The 21,318-nt window shown below is 69.5% G+C and carries 22 protein-coding genes; 13 read left to right on the forward strand and 9 right to left on the reverse strand.

All coding sequences use genetic code 11. The features are described 5' to 3' along the window. Positions 1-187: 187 nt before the first annotated feature. Positions 188-1,084 (reverse strand): L-histidine N(alpha)-methyltransferase, encoded by an 897-nt coding sequence (egtD, locus tag ACODT0_RS32575; RefSeq protein ID WP_261217884.1) that lies wholly within the window; start codon positions 1,082-1,084, stop codon positions 188-190. Positions 1,085-1,230: 146 nt separating this feature from the next. Next, on the reverse strand, positions 1,231-2,484 hold the full coding sequence (gene egtB / locus ACODT0_RS32580; RefSeq protein ID WP_489043153.1) for an ergothioneine biosynthesis protein EgtB: 1,254 nt from the start codon (positions 2,482-2,484) through the stop codon (positions 1,231-1,233). A gap of 173 nt (positions 2,485-2,657) precedes the next feature. Here egtB and ACODT0_RS32585 point away from each other — a divergent pair, with 173 nt between their 5' ends. Beyond that, entirely contained in the window at positions 2,658-4,004 is a 1,347-nt protein-coding gene (locus ACODT0_RS32585; RefSeq protein WP_489043154.1) for an NAD(P)/FAD-dependent oxidoreductase, read from the forward strand. A 27-nt stretch (positions 4,005-4,031) separates the two neighbouring features. After that, on the forward strand, positions 4,032-4,283 hold the full coding sequence (locus tag ACODT0_RS32590) for a hypothetical protein (RefSeq protein ID WP_489043155.1): 252 nt from the start codon (positions 4,032-4,034) through the stop codon (positions 4,281-4,283). Positions 4,284-4,313: 30 nt separating this feature from the next. Here ACODT0_RS32590 and ACODT0_RS32595 read toward each other — a convergent pair whose 3' ends face one another. The 3 genes from ACODT0_RS32595 to ACODT0_RS32605 form a co-directional block, all read right to left on the reverse strand. After that, positions 4,314-6,236, reverse strand: a complete 1,923-nt coding sequence (locus ACODT0_RS32595) for a PhoX family protein (RefSeq protein ID WP_261217848.1) — start codon at positions 6,234-6,236, stop codon at positions 4,314-4,316. A gap of 98 nt (positions 6,237-6,334) precedes the next feature. Next, positions 6,335-6,862, reverse strand: coding sequence for a thermonuclease family protein (locus tag ACODT0_RS32600; RefSeq protein WP_057596491.1), 528 nt, complete (start codon positions 6,860-6,862; stop codon positions 6,335-6,337). 137 nt (positions 6,863-6,999) lie between these two features. Further along, a complete protein-coding gene (locus tag ACODT0_RS32605) occupies positions 7,000-8,697 on the reverse strand; it encodes a long-chain fatty acid--CoA ligase (RefSeq protein WP_172705684.1) in 1,698 nt (565 codons plus the stop codon). A gap of 287 nt (positions 8,698-8,984) precedes the next feature. On the opposite strand from ACODT0_RS32605, the gene ACODT0_RS32610 reads away from it, so the two are divergent. Both ACODT0_RS32610 and ACODT0_RS32615 read left to right on the forward strand, forming a co-directional pair. Next, positions 8,985-9,425, forward strand: a complete 441-nt coding sequence (locus ACODT0_RS32610) for an OsmC family protein (protein WP_479670419.1) — start codon at positions 8,985-8,987, stop codon at positions 9,423-9,425. Positions 9,426-9,472: 47 nt separating this feature from the next. Then, positions 9,473-10,438: a Bug family tripartite tricarboxylate transporter substrate binding protein gene (locus tag ACODT0_RS32615; protein WP_489043156.1), complete on the forward strand. Its 966-nt coding sequence runs from the start codon at positions 9,473-9,475 to the stop codon at positions 10,436-10,438. Between the two features lie 15 nt (positions 10,439-10,453). Here the strand turns inward: ACODT0_RS32615 and ACODT0_RS32620 are convergent, their stop codons facing one another. Continuing rightward, entirely contained in the window at positions 10,454-11,158 is a 705-nt protein-coding gene (locus tag ACODT0_RS32620) for a Crp/Fnr family transcriptional regulator (RefSeq protein ID WP_296733630.1), read from the reverse strand. Positions 11,159-11,296: 138 nt separating this feature from the next. On the opposite strand from ACODT0_RS32620, the gene ACODT0_RS32625 reads away from it, so the two are divergent. The 8 genes from ACODT0_RS32625 (at position 11,297) to ACODT0_RS32660 (ending at position 17,443) form a co-directional block, all read left to right on the forward strand. Beyond that, positions 11,297-11,803 (forward strand): ester cyclase, encoded by a 507-nt coding sequence (locus tag ACODT0_RS32625; protein ID WP_489043157.1) that lies wholly within the window; start codon positions 11,297-11,299, stop codon positions 11,801-11,803. A 296-nt stretch (positions 11,804-12,099) separates the two neighbouring features. After that, positions 12,100-13,149: an MBL fold metallo-hydrolase gene (locus ACODT0_RS32630; protein ID WP_489043158.1), complete on the forward strand. Its 1,050-nt coding sequence runs from the start codon at positions 12,100-12,102 to the stop codon at positions 13,147-13,149. Between the two features lie 91 nt (positions 13,150-13,240). Beyond that, the gene (locus ACODT0_RS32635) at positions 13,241-14,017 is read left to right on the forward strand and encodes a GntR family transcriptional regulator (RefSeq protein ID WP_489043159.1); all 777 of its coding nucleotides are present in this window, start codon (positions 13,241-13,243) and stop codon (positions 14,015-14,017) included. After that, positions 14,014-14,814 carry a transporter substrate-binding domain-containing protein gene (locus ACODT0_RS32640; RefSeq protein WP_489043160.1) on the forward strand — a complete coding sequence of 267 codons (801 nt, stop codon included), beginning with the start codon at positions 14,014-14,016 and terminating at the stop codon, positions 14,812-14,814. Before ACODT0_RS32635 ends, ACODT0_RS32640 begins: the two co-directional genes overlap by 4 nt. A gap of 15 nt (positions 14,815-14,829) precedes the next feature. Further along, entirely contained in the window at positions 14,830-15,492 is a 663-nt protein-coding gene (locus ACODT0_RS32645) for an amino acid ABC transporter permease (protein ID WP_208509673.1), read from the forward strand. Positions 15,493-15,499: 7 nt separating this feature from the next. Beyond that, positions 15,500-16,153 (forward strand): amino acid ABC transporter permease, encoded by a 654-nt coding sequence (locus ACODT0_RS32650; RefSeq protein ID WP_413762824.1) that lies wholly within the window; start codon positions 15,500-15,502, stop codon positions 16,151-16,153. After that, positions 16,137-16,919, forward strand: a complete 783-nt coding sequence (locus ACODT0_RS32655) for an amino acid ABC transporter ATP-binding protein (protein ID WP_057596481.1) — start codon at positions 16,137-16,139, stop codon at positions 16,917-16,919. Before ACODT0_RS32650 ends, ACODT0_RS32655 begins: the two co-directional genes overlap by 17 nt. A gap of 38 nt (positions 16,920-16,957) precedes the next feature. Then, complete coding sequence (locus ACODT0_RS32660; RefSeq protein ID WP_489043161.1) at positions 16,958-17,443, forward strand: GNAT family N-acetyltransferase; 486 nt, start codon at positions 16,958-16,960, stop codon at positions 17,441-17,443. 3 nt (positions 17,444-17,446) lie between these two features. On the opposite strand, the gene ACODT0_RS32665 is transcribed toward ACODT0_RS32660, so the two are convergent. The 3 genes from ACODT0_RS32665 to ACODT0_RS32675 are packed head-to-tail and all read right to left on the reverse strand — an operon-like array spanning position 17,447 to position 20,437. Further along, positions 17,447-18,670 carry a CaiB/BaiF CoA transferase family protein gene (locus ACODT0_RS32665; protein WP_489043162.1) on the reverse strand — a complete coding sequence of 408 codons (1,224 nt, stop codon included), beginning with the start codon at positions 18,668-18,670 and terminating at the stop codon, positions 17,447-17,449. Between the two features lie 14 nt (positions 18,671-18,684). Then, positions 18,685-19,476 (reverse strand): enoyl-CoA hydratase/isomerase family protein, encoded by a 792-nt coding sequence (locus tag ACODT0_RS32670; protein ID WP_261214503.1) that lies wholly within the window; start codon positions 19,474-19,476, stop codon positions 18,685-18,687. A 46-nt stretch (positions 19,477-19,522) separates the two neighbouring features. After that, positions 19,523-20,437 carry a tripartite tricarboxylate transporter substrate-binding protein gene (locus ACODT0_RS32675; protein WP_489043163.1) on the reverse strand — a complete coding sequence of 305 codons (915 nt, stop codon included), beginning with the start codon at positions 20,435-20,437 and terminating at the stop codon, positions 19,523-19,525. Positions 20,438-20,565: 128 nt separating this feature from the next. Between ACODT0_RS32675 and ACODT0_RS32680 the strand changes: the two genes are divergently transcribed. Next, positions 20,566-21,252: a GntR family transcriptional regulator gene (locus ACODT0_RS32680; RefSeq protein ID WP_057596476.1), complete on the forward strand. Its 687-nt coding sequence runs from the start codon at positions 20,566-20,568 to the stop codon at positions 21,250-21,252. Positions 21,253-21,318 lie beyond the last annotated feature (66 nt).

Genomic DNA, 21,318 nt, shown 5'->3' on the forward strand with positions numbered 1-21,318 from the left:
GAGTTCTGCGAGACCCCGCGAAACGCGAGCACCGCAGGTTGCCCGGAGCGAAGCGCAGGGTCGCAGACAGTGGGGTCGCCTTTTCTTTGGTTACTTTCTTTTGGCGAGACAAAAGAAAGTGACTCGCCCGCCGGGGCGAAATCCCGGCTCCTGCCTCAGCAAGAAAAGGACCTTCAAAAAGGGACCGTCAAGCCCCCAACCAATGCACGCTAAACAACCTCTCCGAATCCACCCAAACCGCCCCAGGCCGAAACCCCGCTTTAACGGCCAAAGCACGAAACCCATCCACGGTGAACTTGTGCGAGTACTCCGTATGAATGGTCTCCCCTTCCTCGAACCCAAACGACTCGCCATTCACTGAAACGCTCTGAGCCCGCCGACTCACCAGATGCATCTCGATCCGCCGCAAAGGCGCATTGAAGAACGCCGCATGCGTGAACCCATCGAGATCGAAGTCCGCATCCAGTTCAGCATTGGCCCGCCGCAGCAGATTGAGATTGAACGCCGCCGTCACCCCTTGCGCATCGTTGTAGGCCGCATGCAACCGCGCCGGATCCTTCACCAGATCCACCCCGATCAGCATCCCCCCACCACGCAACATGCGGGCCGCCAATTGCAGAAAGGCCAGCGCCTCGTCAGGCTCGAAGTTCCCCAACGTAGACCCCGGAAAGAACCCCACCCGTCGCCCCGCCCCGGGCATCGGCGCAGGCAACACCAGCGGCATCGTGTAGTCGGCCGCAATCGGCTGCACGGCCAACTCCGGATAGTCCGCACGCAACCGCGCAGCAGCCCCTTCCAGATACTCGCCCGAGATATCGATAGGCAGATAACGCTTCGGCGACTCGAGCGCATCGAGCAGCAAGCGTATCTTGGTCAACGACCCCGCCCCGAACTCCACGATCTCCGCATTCGGCCCGATCTGCTTCGCGATCTCCCCCGCGCATTCGCCGAGGATGCGCAGCTCGGTGCGCGTCGGGTAGTACTCGGGCAGATCGCAGATCTGATCGAACAGCTGCGAGCCGACGACGTCATAGAAGAATTTCGGCGAGATGCTGCGCGGCGTGCGCGCCAGCCCCGCCTGCATCTCGCGCGCGAACTCGGACAACGGCGCGGACGTGGCGGGCGCCACGACGGCGGGACGCTTCTTCGACGAGAACGGCAGCGAAGAAGAAGGGGAAGAAGCAGAAGCAGTCGAAGCTGCCGCGGGAATGGGAGCGAATGGGCGCATGGTCAGAGATCCTTCGCGAGCCGCAGGCCGGTGAATTGCCAGCGCGCGGCCGGCGGGAAGAAGTTGCGATAGCTGGGGCGTGCATGGCCCTCGGGCGTGGCCACGCTGCCGCCGCGCAGCACGAGCTGGCCCACCATGAACTTGCCGTTGTATTCGGCCGCGACGCCGGGCAGCGGCTTGAAGCCTGGATAGGGGTCGTACGAGGAACGCGTCCATTGCCACACATGGCCGGTCATCTGCGAGATGCCCTCGGCGCCGAACGCAGCCTCCCACTCGAATTCGGTCGGCAACCGCGTGCCGGCCCACTCGGCATACGCGGCGGCCTCGTAGAAACTCAGTTGCGATACCGGCGCCTCGGGCTCGATCGGCCGCACGCCGTGCAGGCCGAACACATGCCAGCCGCCAGCATTGGCCGACGAGGCGCCCAGGCGCGGATCGTCGGGCGCGAGCCAGTAGGCCGGATGGCACCAGCCCTGCGACTGCACCGCGGCCCAGCCGTCGGACAGCCACAGCTCGGGCCGCCGATAGCCGCCATCGGCGATGAACTGCGCATAGTCGCCGCAGCTCACGAGCCGGTCGGCGATCGCATGCGGCTGCAGCAGCGCGCGATGGCGCGGGGTCTCGTTGTCGAACGAGAAGCCCGCGCCGTCATGGCCGATGTCGACCAGGCCGCCCTCGTGCGGCAGCCAGCGCACGGCGGGCGGCACCGCGGCCAGCCGCAGCGCGGGGCCGCCGGCGGGCTTGTAGGCGGGCAGCAATGGGTTGCACGACAGCGCATGCAGGATGTCGGTGAGCAACAGCTCCTGGTGCTGCTGCTCGTGGTTCAGGCCCAGCGTGACGATGGGCTCGAGCGCGGCCCATGCGGCCCCGGCCTCGTCGCTGTCGAGGAAGGCCAGCACGGCCGCGTCGACATGACGGCGGTAGGCATGCACCTCGTCGAGCGAAGGCCGCGTGAGCAGGCCGCGCTGCGGGCGCGGATGACGCGGGCCCAGGGCCTCGTAGTAGGAATTGAAAAGGTAATGTAAACGCCTGTCGAAGGGCTGGTAGCCGCTGGCATGCGGCTGCAGCAGCACGGTTTCGAAGAACCAGGTGGTGTGCGCGAGATGCCACTTGGTCGGGCTCGCGTCGGGCATCGACTGGATGCACTGGTCTTCGGCGGAAAGCGGTGCGGCAAGCGCGAGGCTGGCGGCGCGCACGGAGCGGAACTGCTCTCGCACGGTGCCGGCTGCCGGCGTGATCGGCCGGGAAAGCGTCATGGGATCTCCAGTCGCGGGTCAACGAAGTTTGTAGCCGATGCTTCCGCCGGCGGCGCGTAGGACAAGGGCCCGCCCCCTGGCGCAGGCTGTCCCTCCTCGCGCCATCCGACGGCGGGTCGGCCACTTTGGCACAAGATGGCTTCACGTGCAGGGCGCTGCGTATCATCCGTTCGATGCAAACGACCAACTCCCCAGGCCGCCCGCGCGTCGTCATCGTCGGCTGCGGTTTCGGCGGGCTCGAAGCGGCTCGCAAGCTGCAAGGCGCCGATGTCGACGTGACGGTGATCGACCGCACCAACCACCACCTGTTCCAGCCGCTGCTCTACCAGGTGGCGACCGCCGGGCTGGCGGCGCCGTCGATCGCGGCGCCGGTGCGCGGGCTGTTCCGCGGCCAGGCCAACATCACCTCCCTGCTCGGCGAGGTCACGGCCATCGATCCGGCCGCGCGCACGGTGCGCATGGCCGACGGCAACCCCGTGCCCTACGACCACCTGATCGTCGCGGCCGGTGCCACCCACAGCTATTTCGGGCACGACGAGTGGTCGGCCAATGCGCCGGGCCTCAAGACCCTGGCCGATGCCTTCGAGATCCGCCGCCGCGTGCTGCTGTCCTTCGAGACCGCCGAGCTCACGACCGATGAACAGCGCCGCCGCGCGCTGCTGACCTTCGTGGTGATCGGCGCCGGTCCCACGGGCGTGGAGATGGCGGGCACGCTGGCCGAGATCGCCAAGCACACGCTCGCGGGCGAGTTCCGCCACATCGATCCGGCGAGCGCGCAGGTGCTGCTGGTCGAGGGCGGGCCGCGCGTGTTGCAGGCGATGCCCGAGGGCCTGAGCCAGAAGGCGCTCGAGCAGCTCGAGAAACTCGGCGTCGAGGTGCGGCTCAACGCGCGCGTGACCGCGATCGACGAAGCCGGCCTCGAGGTGCAGACCGGCGGCGGCGCCGACGGCGCGCCCGCGCAAAGCTACCGCATCGACAGCAGCTGCGTGGTGTGGGCCGCGGGCGTGGCGGCCTCGCCGCTCGGGCGCATGCTCGGCGCCGCCACCGGCGTCGAATGCGATCGCGCGGGCCGCATCAAGGTCGAGCCCGACCTGAGCCTCGCGGGCCATCCCGAGATCAGCGTGGTCGGCGACCTCGCTGCCGCGATGAGCCACGCACCCGGCAAGGAACCGCGGCCGGTGCCCGGCGTGTCGCCCGGCGCCAAGCAGGCCGGGCGCGCGGCCGCCGCCAACATCCTGCGCCGCATCGCGGGCCAACCCACGCAGGCCTTCCGCTACCGCGACTACGGCAACCTCGCGACCATCGGCCGGAACTCGGCCGTGGTCGACCTGGGCACGCCCTTTGGGCCGCTGCGCTTCAGCGGCCGGCTCGCCTGGCTGTTCTGGCTGTTCGCGCACGCGTACTTCCTGATCGGCTTCCGCAACCGCATCGTGGTGATGATGGACTGGGCCAGCGCCTACTGGAGCTTCCAGCGCAATGCGCGCGTGGTGGCCGACGTGAACGGCCGCAGCGAGTCCTGAAGCCGCCGCGCAGCACAAGGGCCCCGCATGTCGCTCTTCCTCTGGATCGCGCTGCATGTCGTCGACGCGCTGTTCTGGCTCTGGATCCTGCGCTGGGGCGGCGCGCACTGGCTCGAGGGCAGCTTCGCCTCGGGCTTCCTCGTGAGCATCTTCGCGCCGCGCTGGAGCGAGGAAGGCCTGCGCATGTGCGCGCTGCTGATGCTGATCGTGTGCGGCATCAGCTTCGTGCTCGGGCTGTTCATGCCCGGGCTGCGCTGCTGGTACGGCGGCGCCTGCTGAGCGCCGCCGTCCGCTCTCGGCTGCGGGCGCTCAGGTCCCGACCACGCCGCCGTCGTTCTTCGTGATCGCCACCGTCGCCGAGCGCGGCCGGCCCGCGCCGTCGGGCCACTTCGACACCGCGAGCGGACGCTCGGGATCGCTGCGCTCGTTGGCCGGCTCGCCCGGATGCTGGATGTTGATGAACAGCGTGCGCAGGTCGGGCGTGGCCGTGAGGCCGGTGATCTCGCAGCCGGCCGGGCCGAGCAGGAAGCGGCGGATCTCGCCCTGGGTCGGATCGCAGGCCAGCATCTGGTTGTTCGGCAGGTTGGCGTACTCGCCCTTGCCCAGCGTGGAGGTCGAGACGTCGGTCTGGATCCACAGCACGCCGCGCGCATCGACCATCAGGCCGTCGGGGCTGCCGAAGGCGTCGCCCTTGACGTTGCCCTGCGCTTCCCAGCGCGACTGCTTCGGGTCGCCCGCGAGCACCAGGTGGTTCCACGCGAACCTGGTGCCGTCGAGGTCGCCCTGCTCCTTCCAGCGGATGATCTGGCCCATGGTGTTGTTGGAGCGCGGATTGGCCGCATCCATGAACGGCTGGCCGGCACCGCCGCGGTTGCTGTTGTTGGTCAGCGTGCAGTAGACCTCCTTGGTCAGCGGATCGACGGTGGTCCACTCCGGGCGGTCCATCCTGGTCGCGCCCAGCAGGTCGCTGGCCTGGCGCGACTTGATCAGCACGTCGCCCTGGCTCGCGAAGCCCTTGTCGGCCACGAGCCCGTTCTTGCCCTGCACCAGCGGCAACCATTCGCCGCTGCCGTCGACGTCGAAGCGCGCCACGTAGAGCGTGCCGTGGTCGAGCAGCTCGCGGTTGGCGGCCGCGCCGCCGGGCTTCACCGCGTCGCGGCTCACGAACTTGTAGATGTATTCGAAGCGCGAGTCCTCGCCCATGTAGATGACGGCGCGGCCGTCGGCGGTCAACGCGGTGGCCGCGCCCTCGTGCGCGGCGCGGCCCAGCGCGGTGCGCTTGCGCGGCGTGGAAGCCGGGTCCCGCGGATCGATCTCCACCACCCAGCCGTAGCGATTGGGCTCGTTCGGGTTCTTCGCCACGTCGAAGCGCGGCTCGTGCTCGTGCCAGCGGTACTTGGCGCCGTTGCCCTTGCGGATGCCCCAGCGCTTCTGGTGCGCGTCGGGCGACTCGGGACCCTCGAAGTAGTCGGCGAAGTTCTCCTCGCAGGTCAGGTAGGTGCCCCAGGGCGTCTGGCCGTTCGCACAGTTGTTGAAGGTGCCGAGCACCTGCGTGCCGCCGGGGTCGGCCGCCGTGCGCAGCATCGGATGGCCGGCGGCCGGGCCGCTCAGCGTCATCGGCGTGAGCGCGGTCACGCGGCGCGCGAAGCGCGAGGGCAGCAGCTGCGACCACTTCGCGCCGTCGCGCTGCAGCTCGATCACCGACACGCCATGCGCGTTCATCGACTTGCGCACCTTCTCGCGGGTCCAGGTCTTCATGCCGTCGGTGTGCAGCAGGCCGTCGTCGACGTACTCGTGGTTCAGCACCAGCAGGCCGCGGTTCGAGCCCTCGAGCGGGAAGAAGGCCATGCCGTCATGGTGCATGCCGGCCTGCAGCGCCTGGTCGTCGGCCGAGTTGGAGCCGTCGGTCCTGAAGGCGGGCATGCTGCCGGCGACGCCGGTGGGATCGCCCCAGCGGTAGAGCACCTGCGCGCTGTAGCCCTCGGGCACCACCACCTGGTCGACCGCGGCCATCGCGATGCCCTTGAAGCCGATCGCGCGGCCCAGGCCGGCAACCGCGCCACCGCCGCCGGCGGCGGTCGAGGCACAGCCCGCGAGCGGGCCGAACAGCCCCGCCACCGCGGCCGCGAGGCCGCCGCGCACGAGCACGCGGCGCGCCGGATCGGACACCTCGTGGATCGTGGGGTTGGCGCTGGGGTTGGAGTCCTCCATCCGGTCGAAATTCTTGGCCATGTCGTCGTTCTCTGCGCTGCGTGGGTTGCAAGAACCCCGGATGCTCTGCGCGCCGCATGAATCTCGCGTGACATGGGCCGTGCCCGACCCGAAGGCACTCAGAACGACGAGAAGAAGTTGTCGCTCCCATGCGATTCGCGTCGCTGCCGGCGCCATTCCCAGGGCGGCGTGGGCTTGGTGTCGGCCCACAGCCCGGCGCGCTGCGCGCGGGCGCCGTCCTGCAGCCGGAACAGGTCGCCGCCGCGCTTGCTCGCGATGCCGTGGTAGTCGTAGACCCAGGCCCAGCCCTCCGACACCATGCGCCGGCCCGCGTCCTCGCCGTTGCACGACACGTCGGCCACGGTGCGGCCGTAGCGGTCGGTGTCGCGCGCGGTGATCTGCGCCTTCTCCGCATAGCACAGCCGGCTCAGCGCCTGGCGGCTGCGCTGGCCATAGGGCTGCGCCTTCTCGGGCGCGTCGATGGCGGCGATGCGCACCTTGACCTGTTCGTAGGCGCCGCTGCGGCCGCAGCGCGCGGTCAGCGTGTCGCCGTCGCTGACGCCGACGACGAGGCAATTGCGGGAGGAAGCGGCCGAGGCCAGCAGGGGAAAGGCGAGGAGGACGGGAAGGAGTGCGCGCGGGTGCATGAAGAAGGAAGACGGGTCGCAAGCGGCGACGACGCATCGAGGCTAAGGGATTCCCGCGCCGCCCGCGCCCGGTACACAGACTTTTTCCTTCCCGTGCCCGCCCGCCGCCCGCACCGCGGGGCGCGGACCCCGAAGGCTCAGGCGTTCTCGGCTTCCTGCAACAGGCGCCACATGACCTTGCCGCTGCCGCTCTTGGGCAGTGCGTCGACGAACTGCACCTGGCGCGGGATCTTGTAGACCGCCATGTTCTCGCGGCACCAGTCGATGATCTGCTGCGCGGTCGTGTCCTTGTGGGTGGGTCGCAGCACCACCACGGCCTTGACCGATTCGCCGCGGTAGGCGTCCTTGGTCGAGATCACGCAGGCTTCCTGGATCGCCGGGTGGCGGAACATCAGCAGCTCGACCTCGGCCGGCCAGACCTTGAAGCCGCTGGCGTTGATCATGCGCTTCAAGCGGTCGGTGATGAAGAAGTAGCCCTCCTCGTCCATGCGGCCCATGTCGCCCGAGCGGAAGAAGCGCTTGCCCTCGAACTCGACGAAGGCCGCGGCCGTGGCCTCGGGCCGCTTCCAGTAGCCCTGGAACACCTCGGGGCCGTGGATGATGATCTCGCCCGATTCGCCCGGCGGCAGTTCCTTCAGCGTGTCGGGGTCGACCACGCGCGCATCGGTGCTCATGAACGGGATGCCCAGGCACTGCTGCTTGGGATGGTCGGCCGGGTTCGAGTGCGAGGGCGCGGCCGTCTCGGTGAGGCCATAGCCTTCCTGGTACTTGAGGCCGAACTGGTCCTGCAGCCGCTGCGCCACCGCCTGCGGCATGGCCGCGCCGCCGCCGCCGATGTAGCTGAGGCTCGAGAGGTCGTAGCTCGCGAAGTGCGGGCTCGCCATGAGGTCGATCACCATGGTCGGGATGTTGGTCCAGCTCGAGACCTTCCAGCGCGAGATCAGGCGCCCGGCCACGTCGCGGTCCCAGCGCGGCATGATGACCAGCGTGGCGGCCGCGAGGATCGCGGTGTGCATCATGCTGACCACGCCGGTGATGTGGAACATCGGCACCACGGCCAGCACCACCACCTCGGAATGCGCGCAGCCCCACAGCACGCCCGACAGGGCGTTGTGCATCAGGCTCGAATGGTGGTGGATGCAGCCCTTGGGCAGGCCGGTGGTGCCGCTGGTGTAGGGCAGCAGCGCCATGTCGTTGGCGCCCACCACGTGCTCGGGCACCGGGTGGCTGCTCTCGAGCGCCTCGGTCCAGGCCATGACCTCGCCGCCGGCCAGCGCGGGCAGCGGATGGCGGGTGCCGAGCCAGTCGACCCAGGCGGGCGCGGGCGCGTCGTCGCCGGTCACGCCGGGATCGAAGGCGTCGGTGAACTGGGTCACGATCAGCCTCGACAGGCGTTCGCCCTCGGGCAGCGCGTCGCTGGCCTTGGCCAGCTCGGCGGCCAGGTCGCCGGTGGTGATCGCCACCTTGGCATCGGCGTCGGTGATGTAGTGCTTGAGCTCCTCGGCCCGGTTCATCGGGTTGACCGGCACCACCACGGCATTGGCGCGCAGGATCGCGAAATGCGCGATCACCAGCTGCGGGCAGTTCTGCATGTCGAGCAGCACGCGGTCGCCGCGCTTCACGCCCAGCGCGTGCAAGGTGCCGGCCAGGCGCTCGACCTGGCTCGCCAGCTCGCGGTAGCTGGTGACGCGGCCGAAGAACACCAGGGCGTTGTTGTCGGGGTAGCGCTCGGCGGCGGTCTTGAGGTTGTGCCAGAGCGACACCGCGGGCACGGTGATCGAATGCGGCAGGCGTTTGGGCCAGAACTTGTGATGCGGGCGTTGTTCCAGGGTCATGGCAGGCGGGCGGAAGGGAATGGGAAATCCGGGGCGGGGCGCCTCCGGCCGGAATGCCGGGCGCGCGGGCCGCACGCCAGCCTAAGCCGAGCGCGGCGCCGCTCCCATCGGGGAAGCCCCCGGAGCGTCACCTTGGCGACGCCCTTTTTTCTACGTCGCCCGATCGCGGCCCGTCGAAACGGCCGGGGCGACAGCGCCCGCGACTACAGACGCTGCGCCCGGTTTCGGCGATACCCGGGGCTTCGCATCCCGTTCACCCATCCACCGACCACCGAAGGAGCATCTCCATGGCAGCAGAAAAGCACGCGAGCGTTCACTGGGAAGGCGCCGGCAAGACCGGCAAGGGCCAGGTCAGCACCGAGACCGGCGCGCTCAAGGACTACCCCTATGGCTTCGCCAGCCGTTTCGAGGACGACCGGCGCGGCACCAACCCCGAGGAGATCGTCGGCGCCGCGCACGCGGCCTGCTTCACGATGGCCTTCGCTTTCGCGCTCGAGAAGGAAGGCCTGGCCGCCACCAGGATCGACACCCGCGCGGCCGTGCGCCTGGCCAAGGATGGCGAGGGCTTCAAGATCGACCGCATCGCGCTCGAGCTCGACGCCGCCGTGCCCAACCTCGACGAGGCGAAGTTCCAGCAGATCGCGGCAGCCGCCAAGGCCGGCTGCCCGCTGTCGAAGGCGCTCGCGAGCGTGCCCGAGATCACGCTGAAGGCGACGCTGGCCGGCTGAGCGCCTTGCCTATGATCGCCTCCTCACCAAGAACGAGGAGACGGATCATGAACAACACCCTGCGGACCGCGCTCGCGGTCCTGTCGCTGGCCCTGGCCGGCACCGCCACGGCGGCCTTTCCCGACAAGCCGATCAAGGTCGTGATCGGCTTCCCGGCCGGCGGCCCGCTCGACCAGCATGCGCGCCTGCTGACCGACAAGCTGCAGGCGGCGCTGGGCCAGCCGCTGATCGTGGACTACAAGCCCGGCGCGGGCGGCTCGGTGGGCGCCGACGCGGTCGCAAAGAGCCCGGCCGACGGCTACACGCTGATGCTCGCGAACACCGGCGTGGCCGTGATCAATGGCGCGCTCTACAGCAAGCTGCCCTACGACACGCAGCGCGACTTCGTGCCGATCGCGCGCACCGCGATGCAGCCGCTGGCGCTGCTGGTCACGCCCAAGCTGCCGGTGCAGAACCTCAGGCAGTTCATCGACTACGCGAAGGCGCGTCCGGGCCAGGTCAACTACGGCTCGGCCGGCAACGGCGGCATCAGCCACCTGGTGCCCGAGATGTTCAAGACCGCGACCGGCATCTTCATGGTGCACATCCCCTACCGCGGCAGCGCGCCGGCCTTCACCGACCTGATGGGCGGGCAGGTGCAGTTCATGGCCGAATCGATCCCGCAGGCCGCCAACTACCACAAGCAGGGCAAGGTGCGCGCGCTGGCCGTGACCAGCCGCGAGCGCAACCCCGCGCTGCCTGACATCCCGACCGTGGCCGAGTCGGGCGTGAAGGGTTTCGAGGTGGTGGGCTTCTACGGCTTCTTCGCGCCCAAGGACACGCCGAAGGACGTGGTGGCCAAGCTCAGCGAGGCCTTCAAGCAGGTGCTGACCAGCGCCGAGGTGCGCGAGCGCATGGTGAGCCAGGGCGCCGACCCGGCCTTCCTGGGCAGCGAGGAGTTCGCGCGTTTCCTGGCGACCGAGACGCCGCGCTGGCGCGAGGCGGTGAAGGCTTCGGGCGCGCGGATGGATTGAGCCGATGCCGGCGGCTCAGGGCGGCGTGGCCGCATGCCGCTCGAGCCGCGCGCGGTCGAGCAGCTCGATGCCGCGGTAGCGCACGCGCAACGTACCGTCCTCCTCCCACAGCTTGAGCTGGCGGTTCACGCTCTGGCGCGACACGCCGAGCATGAAGGACAGGTCTTCCTGCGACACGCCCAGCAGCACGGGGCCTTCGCCGGCGCCCTCGCGCGCATCGAGCGCCAGCAGCCGGTGCGCGAGCCGCACGGGCAGCGGCATCAGGATCACGTCGTCGATCCAGGCCAGCGCCTGGCGCAGCCGCAGGCACACCAGCCGCGTGAAGGCCATGTGGACCTCGGGCTGCGCGGCCACCAGGCGATGGAAATCGGCCGCCGCCACCACCGCCATCTCGGTGGGCTCGACAGCGCAGGTGTCGTAGACGCGCTCGCGCCCGACCAGCAGCGAGACCTCGCCGAACCAGTGCCCCGGCTCGAGCATCGCGATCACGGCCTCGCGCCCGCCGGGCGCCACCACGCTGACGCGCAGCGATCCCGCGACCACGCCGAACAGCGCATCGGGCGAGGAGCCCTTGTGGAACAGCGACTCGCCGCGCGCGAGCGTGCGCCGGTGCGCGACCGCCAGCAATTGCTGCTGCACGCCGGCATCGAGGCGCATGTCGCCGTTGTGCACGGGCGAGGGCTGCGCCACGGGTTCGTCGGTGTTCGAGGGAAAAGGCATCGCGGGTTTGTACGGAGCGGCGATTGCCAACACCGGACAGTCTTGTTGGAGGGGCCTGCCGATAGTACGCAGCGCCCCCGGAACCGCGCATTCGCGCCAACCCGGGCCACCCACGATCCCTGTCGCATGGAGCCCCCGATGACCACCCTCACCGACCTGCAAGCCCGCCGCGAGCGCCTCGTGCTCGACCATTTCGCCGACGAGACGCGGCAGGACTTCGACGCGGTGCTCGGCACCTTTCCCCACCCTCACTACGAGCTGATCCCGAACGGCGAGGTGCACGATGGCATCGACGACGTTCGCCAGTACTACATCGACACGCGCCGCGCCTTTCCGGACCAGCGGCACGAGATCATCCAGCTGCGCCATGCCGACGATTCGGTGATCGTGGAGTTCTGGCTGCTGGGCACGCACCGCGGTCCGCTCAAGGGACTGCCGCCGACGGGCAACAGCTTTCGCTGCCGCATGAATGCGTTCTTCATCTTCGAGGGCGATCGGCTGGTGTGCGAACGGGTTTACTTCGACACGCTGACGATGTTGCGTCAATTGCTGGCTGGTGTTCCTTCGGAGATGGTGGGGGCGCTGGTGGGCGGGTTGTTGGGGCAGCCTGCTGCTGCTTCGAAGAGTGAGGTGATGGAAGCCTGAGATACGCCAGGGGCGCGTGCACAGGACAGCGGGTACTTCCCTCCGCGAATGTCCCCCGCCCTTCGGGCTCCTCCTTGATTTCGCTGCGGGAAGCACCCACTGCCCTGTGCACGAGAAGCGCAGCGGTGGTGCGGCCGGTTCGACCAGCGTGTCCAGGCTCACGTCGATGGGGTACTCCCCGCAGCGAAATAAAGGAGGAGGCCGCAGGCCGGGGGACATTCGCGGAGGGGAGTACCCCGTCGGCGTGAGCCCGTCCCCGGCCTCGACACGCCAGCAAACAAAGACCCAAAGAAACCATGACCGACGAATTCGCCTCGTTGAACCACTTCAACGGCGCCCGCGACACCCCCATGCCCCAAGACCGCCTGCGCGCCATTCGCCACGGCGCCGAGGCATTGCGCGAGCAATTGCTGGACGACCCACCGGTTCACTTCGCCCGCAGCTTCGACCTGCTGCGCATCCCCTACCCCGCATGGTTCGCGTTCACCGGCGTGTATTCGCAGCAATTGCTCAAGCCACACATGGTCCATCTGCTGGCGCGCATGGTGGTGGTCCAGTACGACGACTTCCAAGGCCGCCTGCGCACGCTGCTGTTCACGCCGGCCGACTTCGAGGCCGGCAACGAGACGCCCTACTTCAAGCGCCTGGCCGAGAAGACCCCGAAGTTCCTGCACAAGGCGATCGCCCCGGTCTACAACACGGTGCCGCAGGCGCTCGCGCGCTACGGCATCTCACCGGCGCAGGTCGACTACATCACCTACGACCACCTCCACACCCAGGACCTGCGGCGCTGGCTCGGCACCTCGGGCCTGCTGCCGAACGCCAGGCTGCTGGTGCACCGCCAGGAACTCGCGAGCGTGCGGGGCCTGCTGCCGGTGCAGGCCGAGTGGTACTGCCCGCACGGACTCGACGGCATCGCGGCCGAACGCATCGTGCCCTTCGACGGCAGCATCCAGCTGGGGCGTGGCCTCGCGCTCGTGCACACGCCGGGCCATACCGAAGGCAACCACTCGCTGGTCTACCGCACCGGCGACGGCCTGCGCGTGAGCAGCGAGAACGGAGTCTCGGCCGACAGCTGGGCGCCGCTCTCCTCGCGGCACGACGGCATCCGTCGCTATGCGAAGGCCACCGGTGCCGAGGTGATCCTCAACGGCAACACGCAGGAAGGCAGCACCGACCAGTACCTGTCGATGGTGCTCGAGAAGACCCTGGCCGGCACCTCGTCGTCACACGGCTTCAGCAACGTCGTGCCCTCGGCCGAATGCTCGCCGCACTGGCTGTTTCCGGGCGCGCCCACCAGCCACCTCTGGGGCGAAACCAGCTTCGGCACCCCGGTGCACGCCTGAGGCACCCGCACCACCGGCGCACGCCGCCGGCCCATTTCGGTGCACACATCTTGCATACCAGTTGGCACGGAAGCTGCTGGTATGCAGGCACATGGCCACCTCCGCTTCCGAAATCAGTGCGCGCATCGTCGAGGCGGTGATGGCGCAGAAGCTCGCGCCGGGTTCGCGCCTGGGCGAACAGCAGCTCGCGATGCTGTTCGACTGCAGCCGCACCATCGTGCGCGAGGCGCTCACGCGGCTGGCGGCGCGCGGCATCGTCACCGTGAGCGCGCGGCGCGGCTGGTTCGTGATCGAGCCCTCGCAGGACGAGGCGCGCGAGGCCTTCGAGGCGCGGCGCGTGATCGAGCTCGGCCTCATTCGCAGCGCCGGCAGCGCGGGCAAGCTCCAGAAGAGCGCGCTGCGCCAGCTGAAGACGCACCTGCAGCGCGAGAAGGCCGCGCTCAAGGAAAGCGACGTCGGCAACCGCAGCTTCCTGCTCGGCGACTTCCACGTCTGCCTGGCCGAATGCCTGGGCAACACGCTACTGGCCGACACCCTGCGCGACTACACGGCGCGCACCACCTTGATCGCCATGCTCTACCAGTCCACGCACGACGCGGTGCAGTCCTGCGAGGACCACGTGCAGATCGTCGCGGCGCTCGAGCGCGGCGACCATGCCGCCGCCGAGGCCCTGATGGCCGAGCACATCGGCACGGTGCAGTCGGCCCTGCGCGTGCAGGCGCCCGCCGATCCGCTGGCCCAGCTGCGCGATGCGCTGGCGCCGCTGCAGAACACGGCCACCGCCCCACTTGCCAAGGGCAGCAAACGCGGCAAGCGCGGCGCCCCCCCCGATTCCGATTCTTCGACTTACCTAGGAGCCCTGCTATGACCTTCTCTGCTTCCAAACGCCGCGTCGCCCTCGCGCTCGCTTCCGCCGCCCTGCTGGCCTCGACCGGTGCCGCGCAGGCCCAGAACGCGCTCGACAACGTGCTCAAGGCGAAGACCATCAAGATCGCCGTGCCCACCGACTACCCGCCCTACGGCTCGGTCGACAAGAACATGAAGCCGCAGGGCCTCGACGTGGAGATGGCCGAGCTCATCGCCGCCAAGCTCGGCGTCAAGGTCGAGCTGGTGCCCGTGACCAGCGCCAACCGCATCCCGTACCTGCAGACGAAGAAGGCCGACCTCGTGATCTCCACGCTCGGCAAGAACGCGGAGCGCGAGAAGGTGATCGACTTCTCCTCGGCCTATGCGCCCTTCTTCCAGGCCGTGTACGCCGCCAAGAGCATGAAGCTCGCCAGCTTCGCCGACATGGCCGGCAAGACCGTGGCCGTCACGCGCGGCGCGATGGAGGACCAGGAGCTCAACAAGGTGGCGCCGCCGAACGTCGACTACCGCCGCTTCGAGGACAACAACGCGACCATCGCGGCCTTCGTCGCGGGCCAGACCCAGACCCTCGCGACCAGCGCGGCCGTCGCCGGCGACATGCTGGCCAAGAACCCGAAGGTCAGCGCCGAGTTCAAGCTGCTGCTGAAGGACAGCCCCTGCTTCGTCGGCATCGCCAAGGGCGAGACCGCGCTCAAGACCAGGGTGAACGAGATCATCGCCACGGCCAAGAAGGACGGCACGCTCGACGCCCTGTCGAAGAAGTGGCTCGGCAAGGCCGCCGGCGACCTGCCGGTCTGATCGAACGGCGCGGCCATGGGCATCGAATTCGACTTTGGCGCCGTGCTCGCCGAATGGCCGCTGCTGCTGCGCGGCGTCGCGTGGACCATCGGCCTCACGGCCGTGGGCACCGTGCTGGGCATGGGCGTCGGCACCTTCTGCGCCTGGGCGCGCGCCGACGGCCCGCGCTGGCTGCGCGCCATCGTGGGCACCTACGTGGAGCTGATCCGCAACACGCCCTTCATCGTGCAGCTGTTCTTCATCTTCTTCGGGCTGCCGGCCGCGGGCGTCAAGCTCACGCCCGAGGTCGCCTCGGTGATCGCGATGGTGCTGAACCTCGGCGCCTATTCCACCGAGATCATCCGCGCCGGCATCGAGGCCACGCCCAAGGGCCAGATCGAGGCCGCCGTGAGCCTGGCGCTGAGCCGCTCGCAGGTGTTCCTGCGCGTGGTGCTGCCGCCGGCGCTCAAGAAGGTGTGGCCCGCGATGGTGAGCCAGATCGTCATCGTGATGCTGGGCTCGGCCGTGTGCGGGCAGATCTCGACCGAGGAGCTGAGCTACGCGGCCAACCTGATCCAGAGCCGCAACTTCCGCGCCTTCGAGGCCTTCATCGTCGCCACGCTGATCTACCTCGCGCTCTCGGTGGCGCTGCGGCGGCTGCTCGACTGGGCCGGTCCCCGCTTCTTCTTCGGCCGCTGAAACCGCCATGACCGATTTCTCCCTCTGGGACATCCTGCGCAACCTGCTGCTGGCGCTGCGCTGGACCGTCGTGCTCTCGCTCATCGCCTTCGTCGGCGGCGGCATCGTGGGCGCGCTGCTGCTGTTCCTGCGCCTGCGCGGCGGCCGGGCCGTCGGCAAGGCCGTGGGCCTCTACGTGCAGCTGTTCCAGGGCACGCCGCTGCTGATGCAGCTGTTCCTGGCCTACTTCGGCATCGCCCTGTTCGGCATCGACGTGTCGGCCTGGACCGCGGCCAGCGTTGCACTCACGCTCTACACCAGCGCCTTCCTCGCCGAAATCTGGCGCGGCTGCGTGGCCTCGATCCCGAAGGGGCAATGGGAAGCCTCGGGCAGCCTCGCGCTGAGCTTCGGCGAGCAGCTGCGCCACGTGATCCTGCCGCAGGCCGTGAGGATCGCGATCGCGCCCACCGTGGGCTTCCTGGTGCAGGTCATCAAGGGCACGGCGCTGGCGTCGGTCATCGGCTTCGTCGAACTCACCAAGGCCGGCAGCATGATCTCCAACGCCACCTTCCAGCCCTTCGTGGTGTTCAGCTGCGTGGCCCTGCTCTATTTCGTGCTGTGCTTTCCCGTGAGCCTGTACGCCAAGACCCTCGAGAGGAAAACCCATGGCCGCCGTGCTTGAACCGCAACAACAACCCGCCGTCGCCGTGGGCTCGCCGATCGTGCGCATCACCGCGCTGCGCAAGTCCTACGGCAGCAACGAGGTGCTCAAGGGCATCGACCTCGACGTCAAGCGCGGCGAGGTGATCGCCATCATCGGCAAGAGCGGCTCGGGCAAGAGCACGCTGCTGCGCTGCATCAACGGCCTCGAGGTGTTCCAGGAAGGCTCGCTCACCGTCGACGGCAAGCCGCTGCTGCACGAGAGCGCGATGGCGATGCGCGAGCTGCGCCAGCGCGTGGGCATGATCTTCCAGGGCTTCAACCTGTTCCCGCACCTCACGGTCGGCAAGAACGTGATGCTCGCGCCCACGCTGGTGAAGAAGCGCGCGTCGCTCGAGGCCGCCTCGCAGGCGCGCAAGCTGCTCACGCGCGTGGGCCTGGCCGAGAAGTTCGACGCCATGCCCGACCAGCTCTCGGGCGGCCAGCAGCAGCGCGTGGCGATCGCGCGCGCGCTGGCCATGGAACCGGGCGTGCTGCTGTGCGACGAGATCACCTCGGCGCTCGACCCCGAACTCGTCGGCGAGGTGCTGCGCGTGGTGGAGTCGCTGGCCGACGAGGGCATGACCCTGCTGATGGTCACGCACGAGATGAACTTCGCGCGCAAGGTGGCCGACCGCGTGATCTTCATGCACCAGGGCCGCGTGCACGAGATGGGGCCGCCCGCCGAGCTGTTCGCGAATCCACAGACGCCGGAGCTGCGGCAGTTCCTGTCGTCGCTGCATGACTGACCAAGTGTGAGCCGGCGGGCCGCTATGCTCGGCCCCCCATGCAGATCGAACAAGCCCGCCCCGAGGAAGCCCCCACCGTCGTCGCCGTGCTGCACGAGGCCGCGCAGTGGCTGGTCGACGCAGGCCGTACCCTGTGGTCGGGCCCGGAGATCGCACCCGCGCGCATCGAGCGCGACTGCGCGGCCGGCGGCTACTTCATCGCGCGCATCGATGGCCAGGTGGCCGGCGTGGTCCGGCTCGACCTCGAGGACCCGTATTTCTGGCCCGAGATCGAGGCCGGCAGCTCGCTCTACGTGCACAAGCTCGCGGTGCGCCGCGGCTTCGCGGGGCAAGGCGTGTCGAACGCCTTGCTGGTGTTCGCGCGCGAACGGGCGACGGCGCTCGGCAAGCGCCACCTGCGGCTCGACTGCGTGGCCGACCGCGCGCCGCTGCGCGGCCTCTACGAGCGCTTCGGCTTCGCGCTGCACAGCGAGATCCGCAAGGACTTCGGCCTCTTCGCGCGCTACGAATTGCCGCTGGGCTGAGCCTCAGGCCGCGGCGTGCTGCGCGATGACCTGCGCGCGCTGCAGCCGCTCGATCTCCTCCTCGCCGAAATCGAATTCGCGCAGCACCTCGTGGGTCTGCTCGCCCACGCGCGGCGCGGCCGAGCGCGCATGCGGCGACACGCCGTCGAAGTGCAGCGGCAGCCCGAGCGAGCGCGTGGTGCCGCCCTCGGCATGGTCGACCTCCACCACCATCGACACCGCGCTCGACTGCGGATGCTCGAGCGCCTGCTTCACGTCCTGCACCGGTCCCACCGGCACGCCGGCGCGGTCGAGGCGCTCGATCCAGTGGTCCGCGCCGTGCGGCGCCAGCGCCTGCGTGATCAGCGCCTCGAGCGCGGCCTGGTGCGCGAGCCGGTCGCGGCCCGTGCGAAAGCGCGGGTCGTCCACCCATTCGGGATGGCCCAGCACCTCGGCGATACGCTGCCAGTTGGCCTGGTTGCCGCCGCCGATCGCGATCGCGCCCTCGGCGCAGCGGAAGGTCTGGTACGGCGCGATCAGCGGATGTGCGGTGCCCATCGGCCGCGCGATCGCGCCGCTCGAGAAGTAGGCCGCGGCGAACCAGTACATCTGCTGCAGCGAGGCCTGCAGCAGCGAGGTCTCGACCTTGCTGCCGATACCGGTGCGCAGCCGCCGCACATAGGCCGAGAGGCTGCCGAGCGCGGCCAGGATGCCGGCATTGATGTCGGCGACCGAGTTGCCGGGCTTGGCCTGCTCGCCGCCGAGGCTGCCGGTGACGCTGATCAGGCCCGAGAAGGCCTGCAGCACCAGGTCGAAGCCGCCCTTGTCGCTCAGCGGGCCGTTGGGGCCGTAGCCGCTGATCGAGCAGTAGACGAGGCCGGGGTTCGCGGCGCGCAGCTGCTCGTAGCCGAGGCCGAGCGCATCGAGCTTTCCGCGCCGGAAGTTCTCGGTGACGATGTCGCAGCGCGCCGCGAGCCGGCGGATCACGTCCTGCCCGGCCGGCTGGCGGATGTCGACCGCCACCGAGCGCTTGCCGCGGTTGAGCATCACGAACGATGGCGCGAGCCCCGGGTCGTTGGGCCGTGCATAGCCGCGCGCATCGTCGCCGGCCGGAAACTTCTCGATCTTGATGACCTCGGCGCCCATGTCGGCCAGCATCAGGCCGCAGATCGGGCCGGCCATGATCTGCGACAGCTCGAGCACGCGCACGCCGGCCAGCGGCAGCGCGGCGGGGTCGGGTGGCGGCATTCCGTGCGCCACGCTCAATGGCCCTCGAAGCGCGGCGCGCGGTTCTCGGCGAAGGCCGCCAGGGCCTCGTGCAGGTCGCGCGTGCGCAGGCTGGCGACATGCGCCTGCTGCGCGGTGGCCTCGTCGTACTGCTGGCGCGCGGTCTCGTTGAGCGTGCGCTTCATCGTGACCAGCGGGATCGGCGCCACCGCGAGCAGCTCGTCGAGCCAGGTGCGCAGCTCGGCATCGAGCGCCTCGGGCGCGACCAGCGCATCGAGATAGCCCACGCGCAGCATCTCCTCGGCCTGGATCGCGCGCGAGGTCAGGAACAGCTTCTTGGCCGCGCCGAGCCCCAGCCGCGAGACCCAGCGGCGGATGCCGTGGCCGTAGTAGTGCAGGCCCAGGCGCGAGGCCGGCATGAACATGCGCATGCCCTGCACGCCGAGACGGAAGTCGCAGGCCAGCGCGAGGTCGGTGGCGCCGCCGTAGACCGGCCCGTGCAGCCGCGCGATGGTGACCGCGCGCGCGTTCTCGATCTCGTCGGTGAACTGCTCGAACAGGTTCTCGCCGGTGGCGGCGGCCTTGCCCAGGCGCGAGAGGTCGAAGCCCGAGCTGAAGCTCTTGCCCGTGCTCGCGAACACGATCACGCGCACCGCGGGATCGGCGTCGAGCTGGCGCAGGTAGCCGCGCAGCACCGGCAGGTCGTCGGGCTCGATGCGGTTGTGGCTGCCGGGCCGGCGCAGCGTGATGGTGGCGACGGCGCCGTCGATGGCGAGCAGCGGCGGCGCGGCGGTGTCGGCCGCGGGATCCTGGAGGGTCGTGGTCATGCGTGAAGGTCCTTGGAGAGGAAGAGAAAAAAGGGGAAGGGGCGGGTCAATCGAAACGGAGTTGCTGCTCGCGGATCACCTGGCCCCACTTGCGGAAGTCGGTCGCGACCAGCTCGGCGGCCGCCTCGGGCGGGCCGGCCTCGATGTCGCTGCCCGTGGCCAGCAGGCGCTCGCGCACCGCGGGCGTCTGCAGGGCGGCGTTGAGCGCCGCATTGAGCCGTCGCACGACGGGCGCCGGCAGGCCCTTGGGCGCGGCGAGCACGAACCAGCCCTGCGCGTCGTAGCCCGGCAGGCCCTGCGCGGCCACGGTCTTCACGCCCGGCAGCGCCGGCACCTCGCGCGCCGAGGTCACGGCGATGGCGCGCGCCCGGCCGCCCTGCACCACCGGCACGGCGGGCGCGATGGTGGCGAACGAGACCGCGACCGCGCCGCCCATCAGGTCGTTCATGGCCGGCGCCGCGCCCTTGTAGGGCACGTGCATCAGGTCGCTGCGGCTCGCGGCCTTGAGCAGCTCGCCCGCCAGGTGGTGGATGGTGCCGTTGCCCGAGCTGGAATAGGCCAGCTGACCCGGCTGCGCGCGCGCCAGCGCCAGCAGTTCGGGCAGGGTGCGCGCGGGCACCGAGGGATTCACCAGCACCACCAGCGGCGACTTCGAGACCACGCCCAGGTAGCTGAAGTCGCTGCGCGGGTCGTAGGGCACCTTGCGCGCGTTCGGGATGATGGTCAGTGGCGCGCCGTCGATCAGGCCCAGGGTGTAGCCGTCGGGCGCGGCGGTCTTGACGGCCTCGGCGCCGATCGCGCCGCCGGCGCCGGGCCGGTAGTCCACCACCACCGGCTGGCCCAGCGCCTTCTCCATCACCGGCGCGAGGTCGCGCGCCACCGCGTCGGCCGCGCCGCCGGGCGTGTAGCCGAGCACCAGCCGCAGCGGGCGGGTCGGCGACCAGCTTTCCTGTGCATGCAAAAATCCGGGCGCACCCAGCAGAAATGCAGAACCAGCCGCCACGACCTTCCAAAGCAGTCTTGAAAACACCACGCGTCTCCGTTTAAATATTTATAAACGAGTTCAGTATATTTTCAGATCACATCCGTATGCAACCCGGTAGAAGCCCCGTTGCCAGCCCGACGCTGGCCGAATCGATCCGCCTGTCGATCATCGAAAGCCTGGCCAGCGGCCTGCTGCAGCCTGGCCAGCCCATCGACGAGCGCGGACTCAGCGAGCGTTTCGAGGTCTCGCGCACCCCGATCCGCGAAGCCATCCTCCAGCTCGCGGCCCAGGGTTTCGTGGTGATGGAACCGCGCAGCGGCGCCTCGGTGCCGCGGCTGTCGATCCAGCTGCTGCGCGAGCTGCTGGAGCTGCTCGGCGAGCTGGAAGGCGCGGCCGCCAAGTTCGCCGCCAAGCGCATGCGCCCGGCCGAGAAGAAGGCGCTGGAAGAGGCGCTGGCCGCCTGCGCCGAGGCCTCGGCGCGCGACGACGCGCTGGCCTACCGCGATGCCAACGACCATTTCCACGACCTGATCTACGCGGCCTGCCGCAACGAGACGCTGGTCGACCAGATCCGCGCGCTGCGCACCCGCTGCGCCGCCTACACCGCCAACCGCTTCGATTCGCCGGGCCGCATGCAGCGCTCGGCGCGCGAGCACGCGGCCATCGCCGAGGCGCTGCTGCGCAGCGATCCGGCCGAGGCGCAGGCGGCGATGCTGGTCCACATCTCGATCGGCGGCAGCGACTTCGCGGAGTTCGTGAGCGGCTTGCCGCAGAACCTGTTGCATGCCTGAGGCGGCCGGTGACGTCCTGCAACCAATCGGGCGCGAACTCGCGCGCCTGTGGCAAGCTCCCACCGC

The sequence above is a fragment of the Variovorax sp. FG153 genome, assembly GCF_057809595.1.

Coding starts and splice junctions, on each gene's coding strand:
- egtB (WP_489043153.1), bottom strand. CDS start 2,484: ATGACGCTTTCCCGGCCGATCACGCCGGCAGCCGGCACCGTGCGAGAG.
- egtD (WP_261217884.1), bottom strand. CDS start 1,084: ATGCAGGCGGGGCTGGCGCGCACGCCGCGCAGCATCTCGCCGAAATTC.
- ACODT0_RS32600 (WP_057596491.1), bottom strand. CDS start 6,862: ATGCACCCGCGCGCACTCCTTCCCGTCCTCCTCGCCTTTCCCCTGCTG.
- ACODT0_RS32610 (WP_479670419.1), top strand. CDS start 8,985: ATGGCAGCAGAAAAGCACGCGAGCGTTCACTGGGAAGGCGCCGGCAAG.
- ACODT0_RS32655 (WP_057596481.1), top strand. CDS start 16,137: ATGGCCGCCGTGCTTGAACCGCAACAACAACCCGCCGTCGCCGTGGGC.
- ACODT0_RS32620 (WP_296733630.1), bottom strand. CDS start 11,158: ATGCCTTTTCCCTCGAACACCGACGAACCCGTGGCGCAGCCCTCGCCC.
- ACODT0_RS32660 (WP_489043161.1), top strand. CDS start 16,958: ATGCAGATCGAACAAGCCCGCCCCGAGGAAGCCCCCACCGTCGTCGCC.
- ACODT0_RS32670 (WP_261214503.1), bottom strand. CDS start 19,476: ATGACCACGACCCTCCAGGATCCCGCGGCCGACACCGCCGCGCCGCCG.
- ACODT0_RS32630 (WP_489043158.1), top strand. CDS start 12,100: ATGACCGACGAATTCGCCTCGTTGAACCACTTCAACGGCGCCCGCGAC.
- ACODT0_RS32585 (WP_489043154.1), top strand. CDS start 2,658: ATGCAAACGACCAACTCCCCAGGCCGCCCGCGCGTCGTCATCGTCGGC.
- ACODT0_RS32680 (WP_057596476.1), top strand. CDS start 20,566: ATGCAACCCGGTAGAAGCCCCGTTGCCAGCCCGACGCTGGCCGAATCG.
- ACODT0_RS32615 (WP_489043156.1), top strand. CDS start 9,473: ATGAACAACACCCTGCGGACCGCGCTCGCGGTCCTGTCGCTGGCCCTG.
- ACODT0_RS32640 (WP_489043160.1), top strand. CDS start 14,014: ATGACCTTCTCTGCTTCCAAACGCCGCGTCGCCCTCGCGCTCGCTTCC.
- ACODT0_RS32625 (WP_489043157.1), top strand. CDS start 11,297: ATGACCACCCTCACCGACCTGCAAGCCCGCCGCGAGCGCCTCGTGCTC.
- ACODT0_RS32635 (WP_489043159.1), top strand. CDS start 13,241: ATGGCCACCTCCGCTTCCGAAATCAGTGCGCGCATCGTCGAGGCGGTG.
- ACODT0_RS32645 (WP_208509673.1), top strand. CDS start 14,830: ATGGGCATCGAATTCGACTTTGGCGCCGTGCTCGCCGAATGGCCGCTG.
- ACODT0_RS32590 (WP_489043155.1), top strand. CDS start 4,032: ATGTCGCTCTTCCTCTGGATCGCGCTGCATGTCGTCGACGCGCTGTTC.
- ACODT0_RS32665 (WP_489043162.1), bottom strand. CDS start 18,670: ATGCCGCCACCCGACCCCGCCGCGCTGCCGCTGGCCGGCGTGCGCGTG.
- ACODT0_RS32595 (WP_261217848.1), bottom strand. CDS start 6,236: ATGGCCAAGAATTTCGACCGGATGGAGGACTCCAACCCCAGCGCCAAC.
- ACODT0_RS32650 (WP_413762824.1), top strand. CDS start 15,500: ATGACCGATTTCTCCCTCTGGGACATCCTGCGCAACCTGCTGCTGGCG.
- ACODT0_RS32605 (WP_172705684.1), bottom strand. CDS start 8,697: ATGACCCTGGAACAACGCCCGCATCACAAGTTCTGGCCCAAACGCCTG.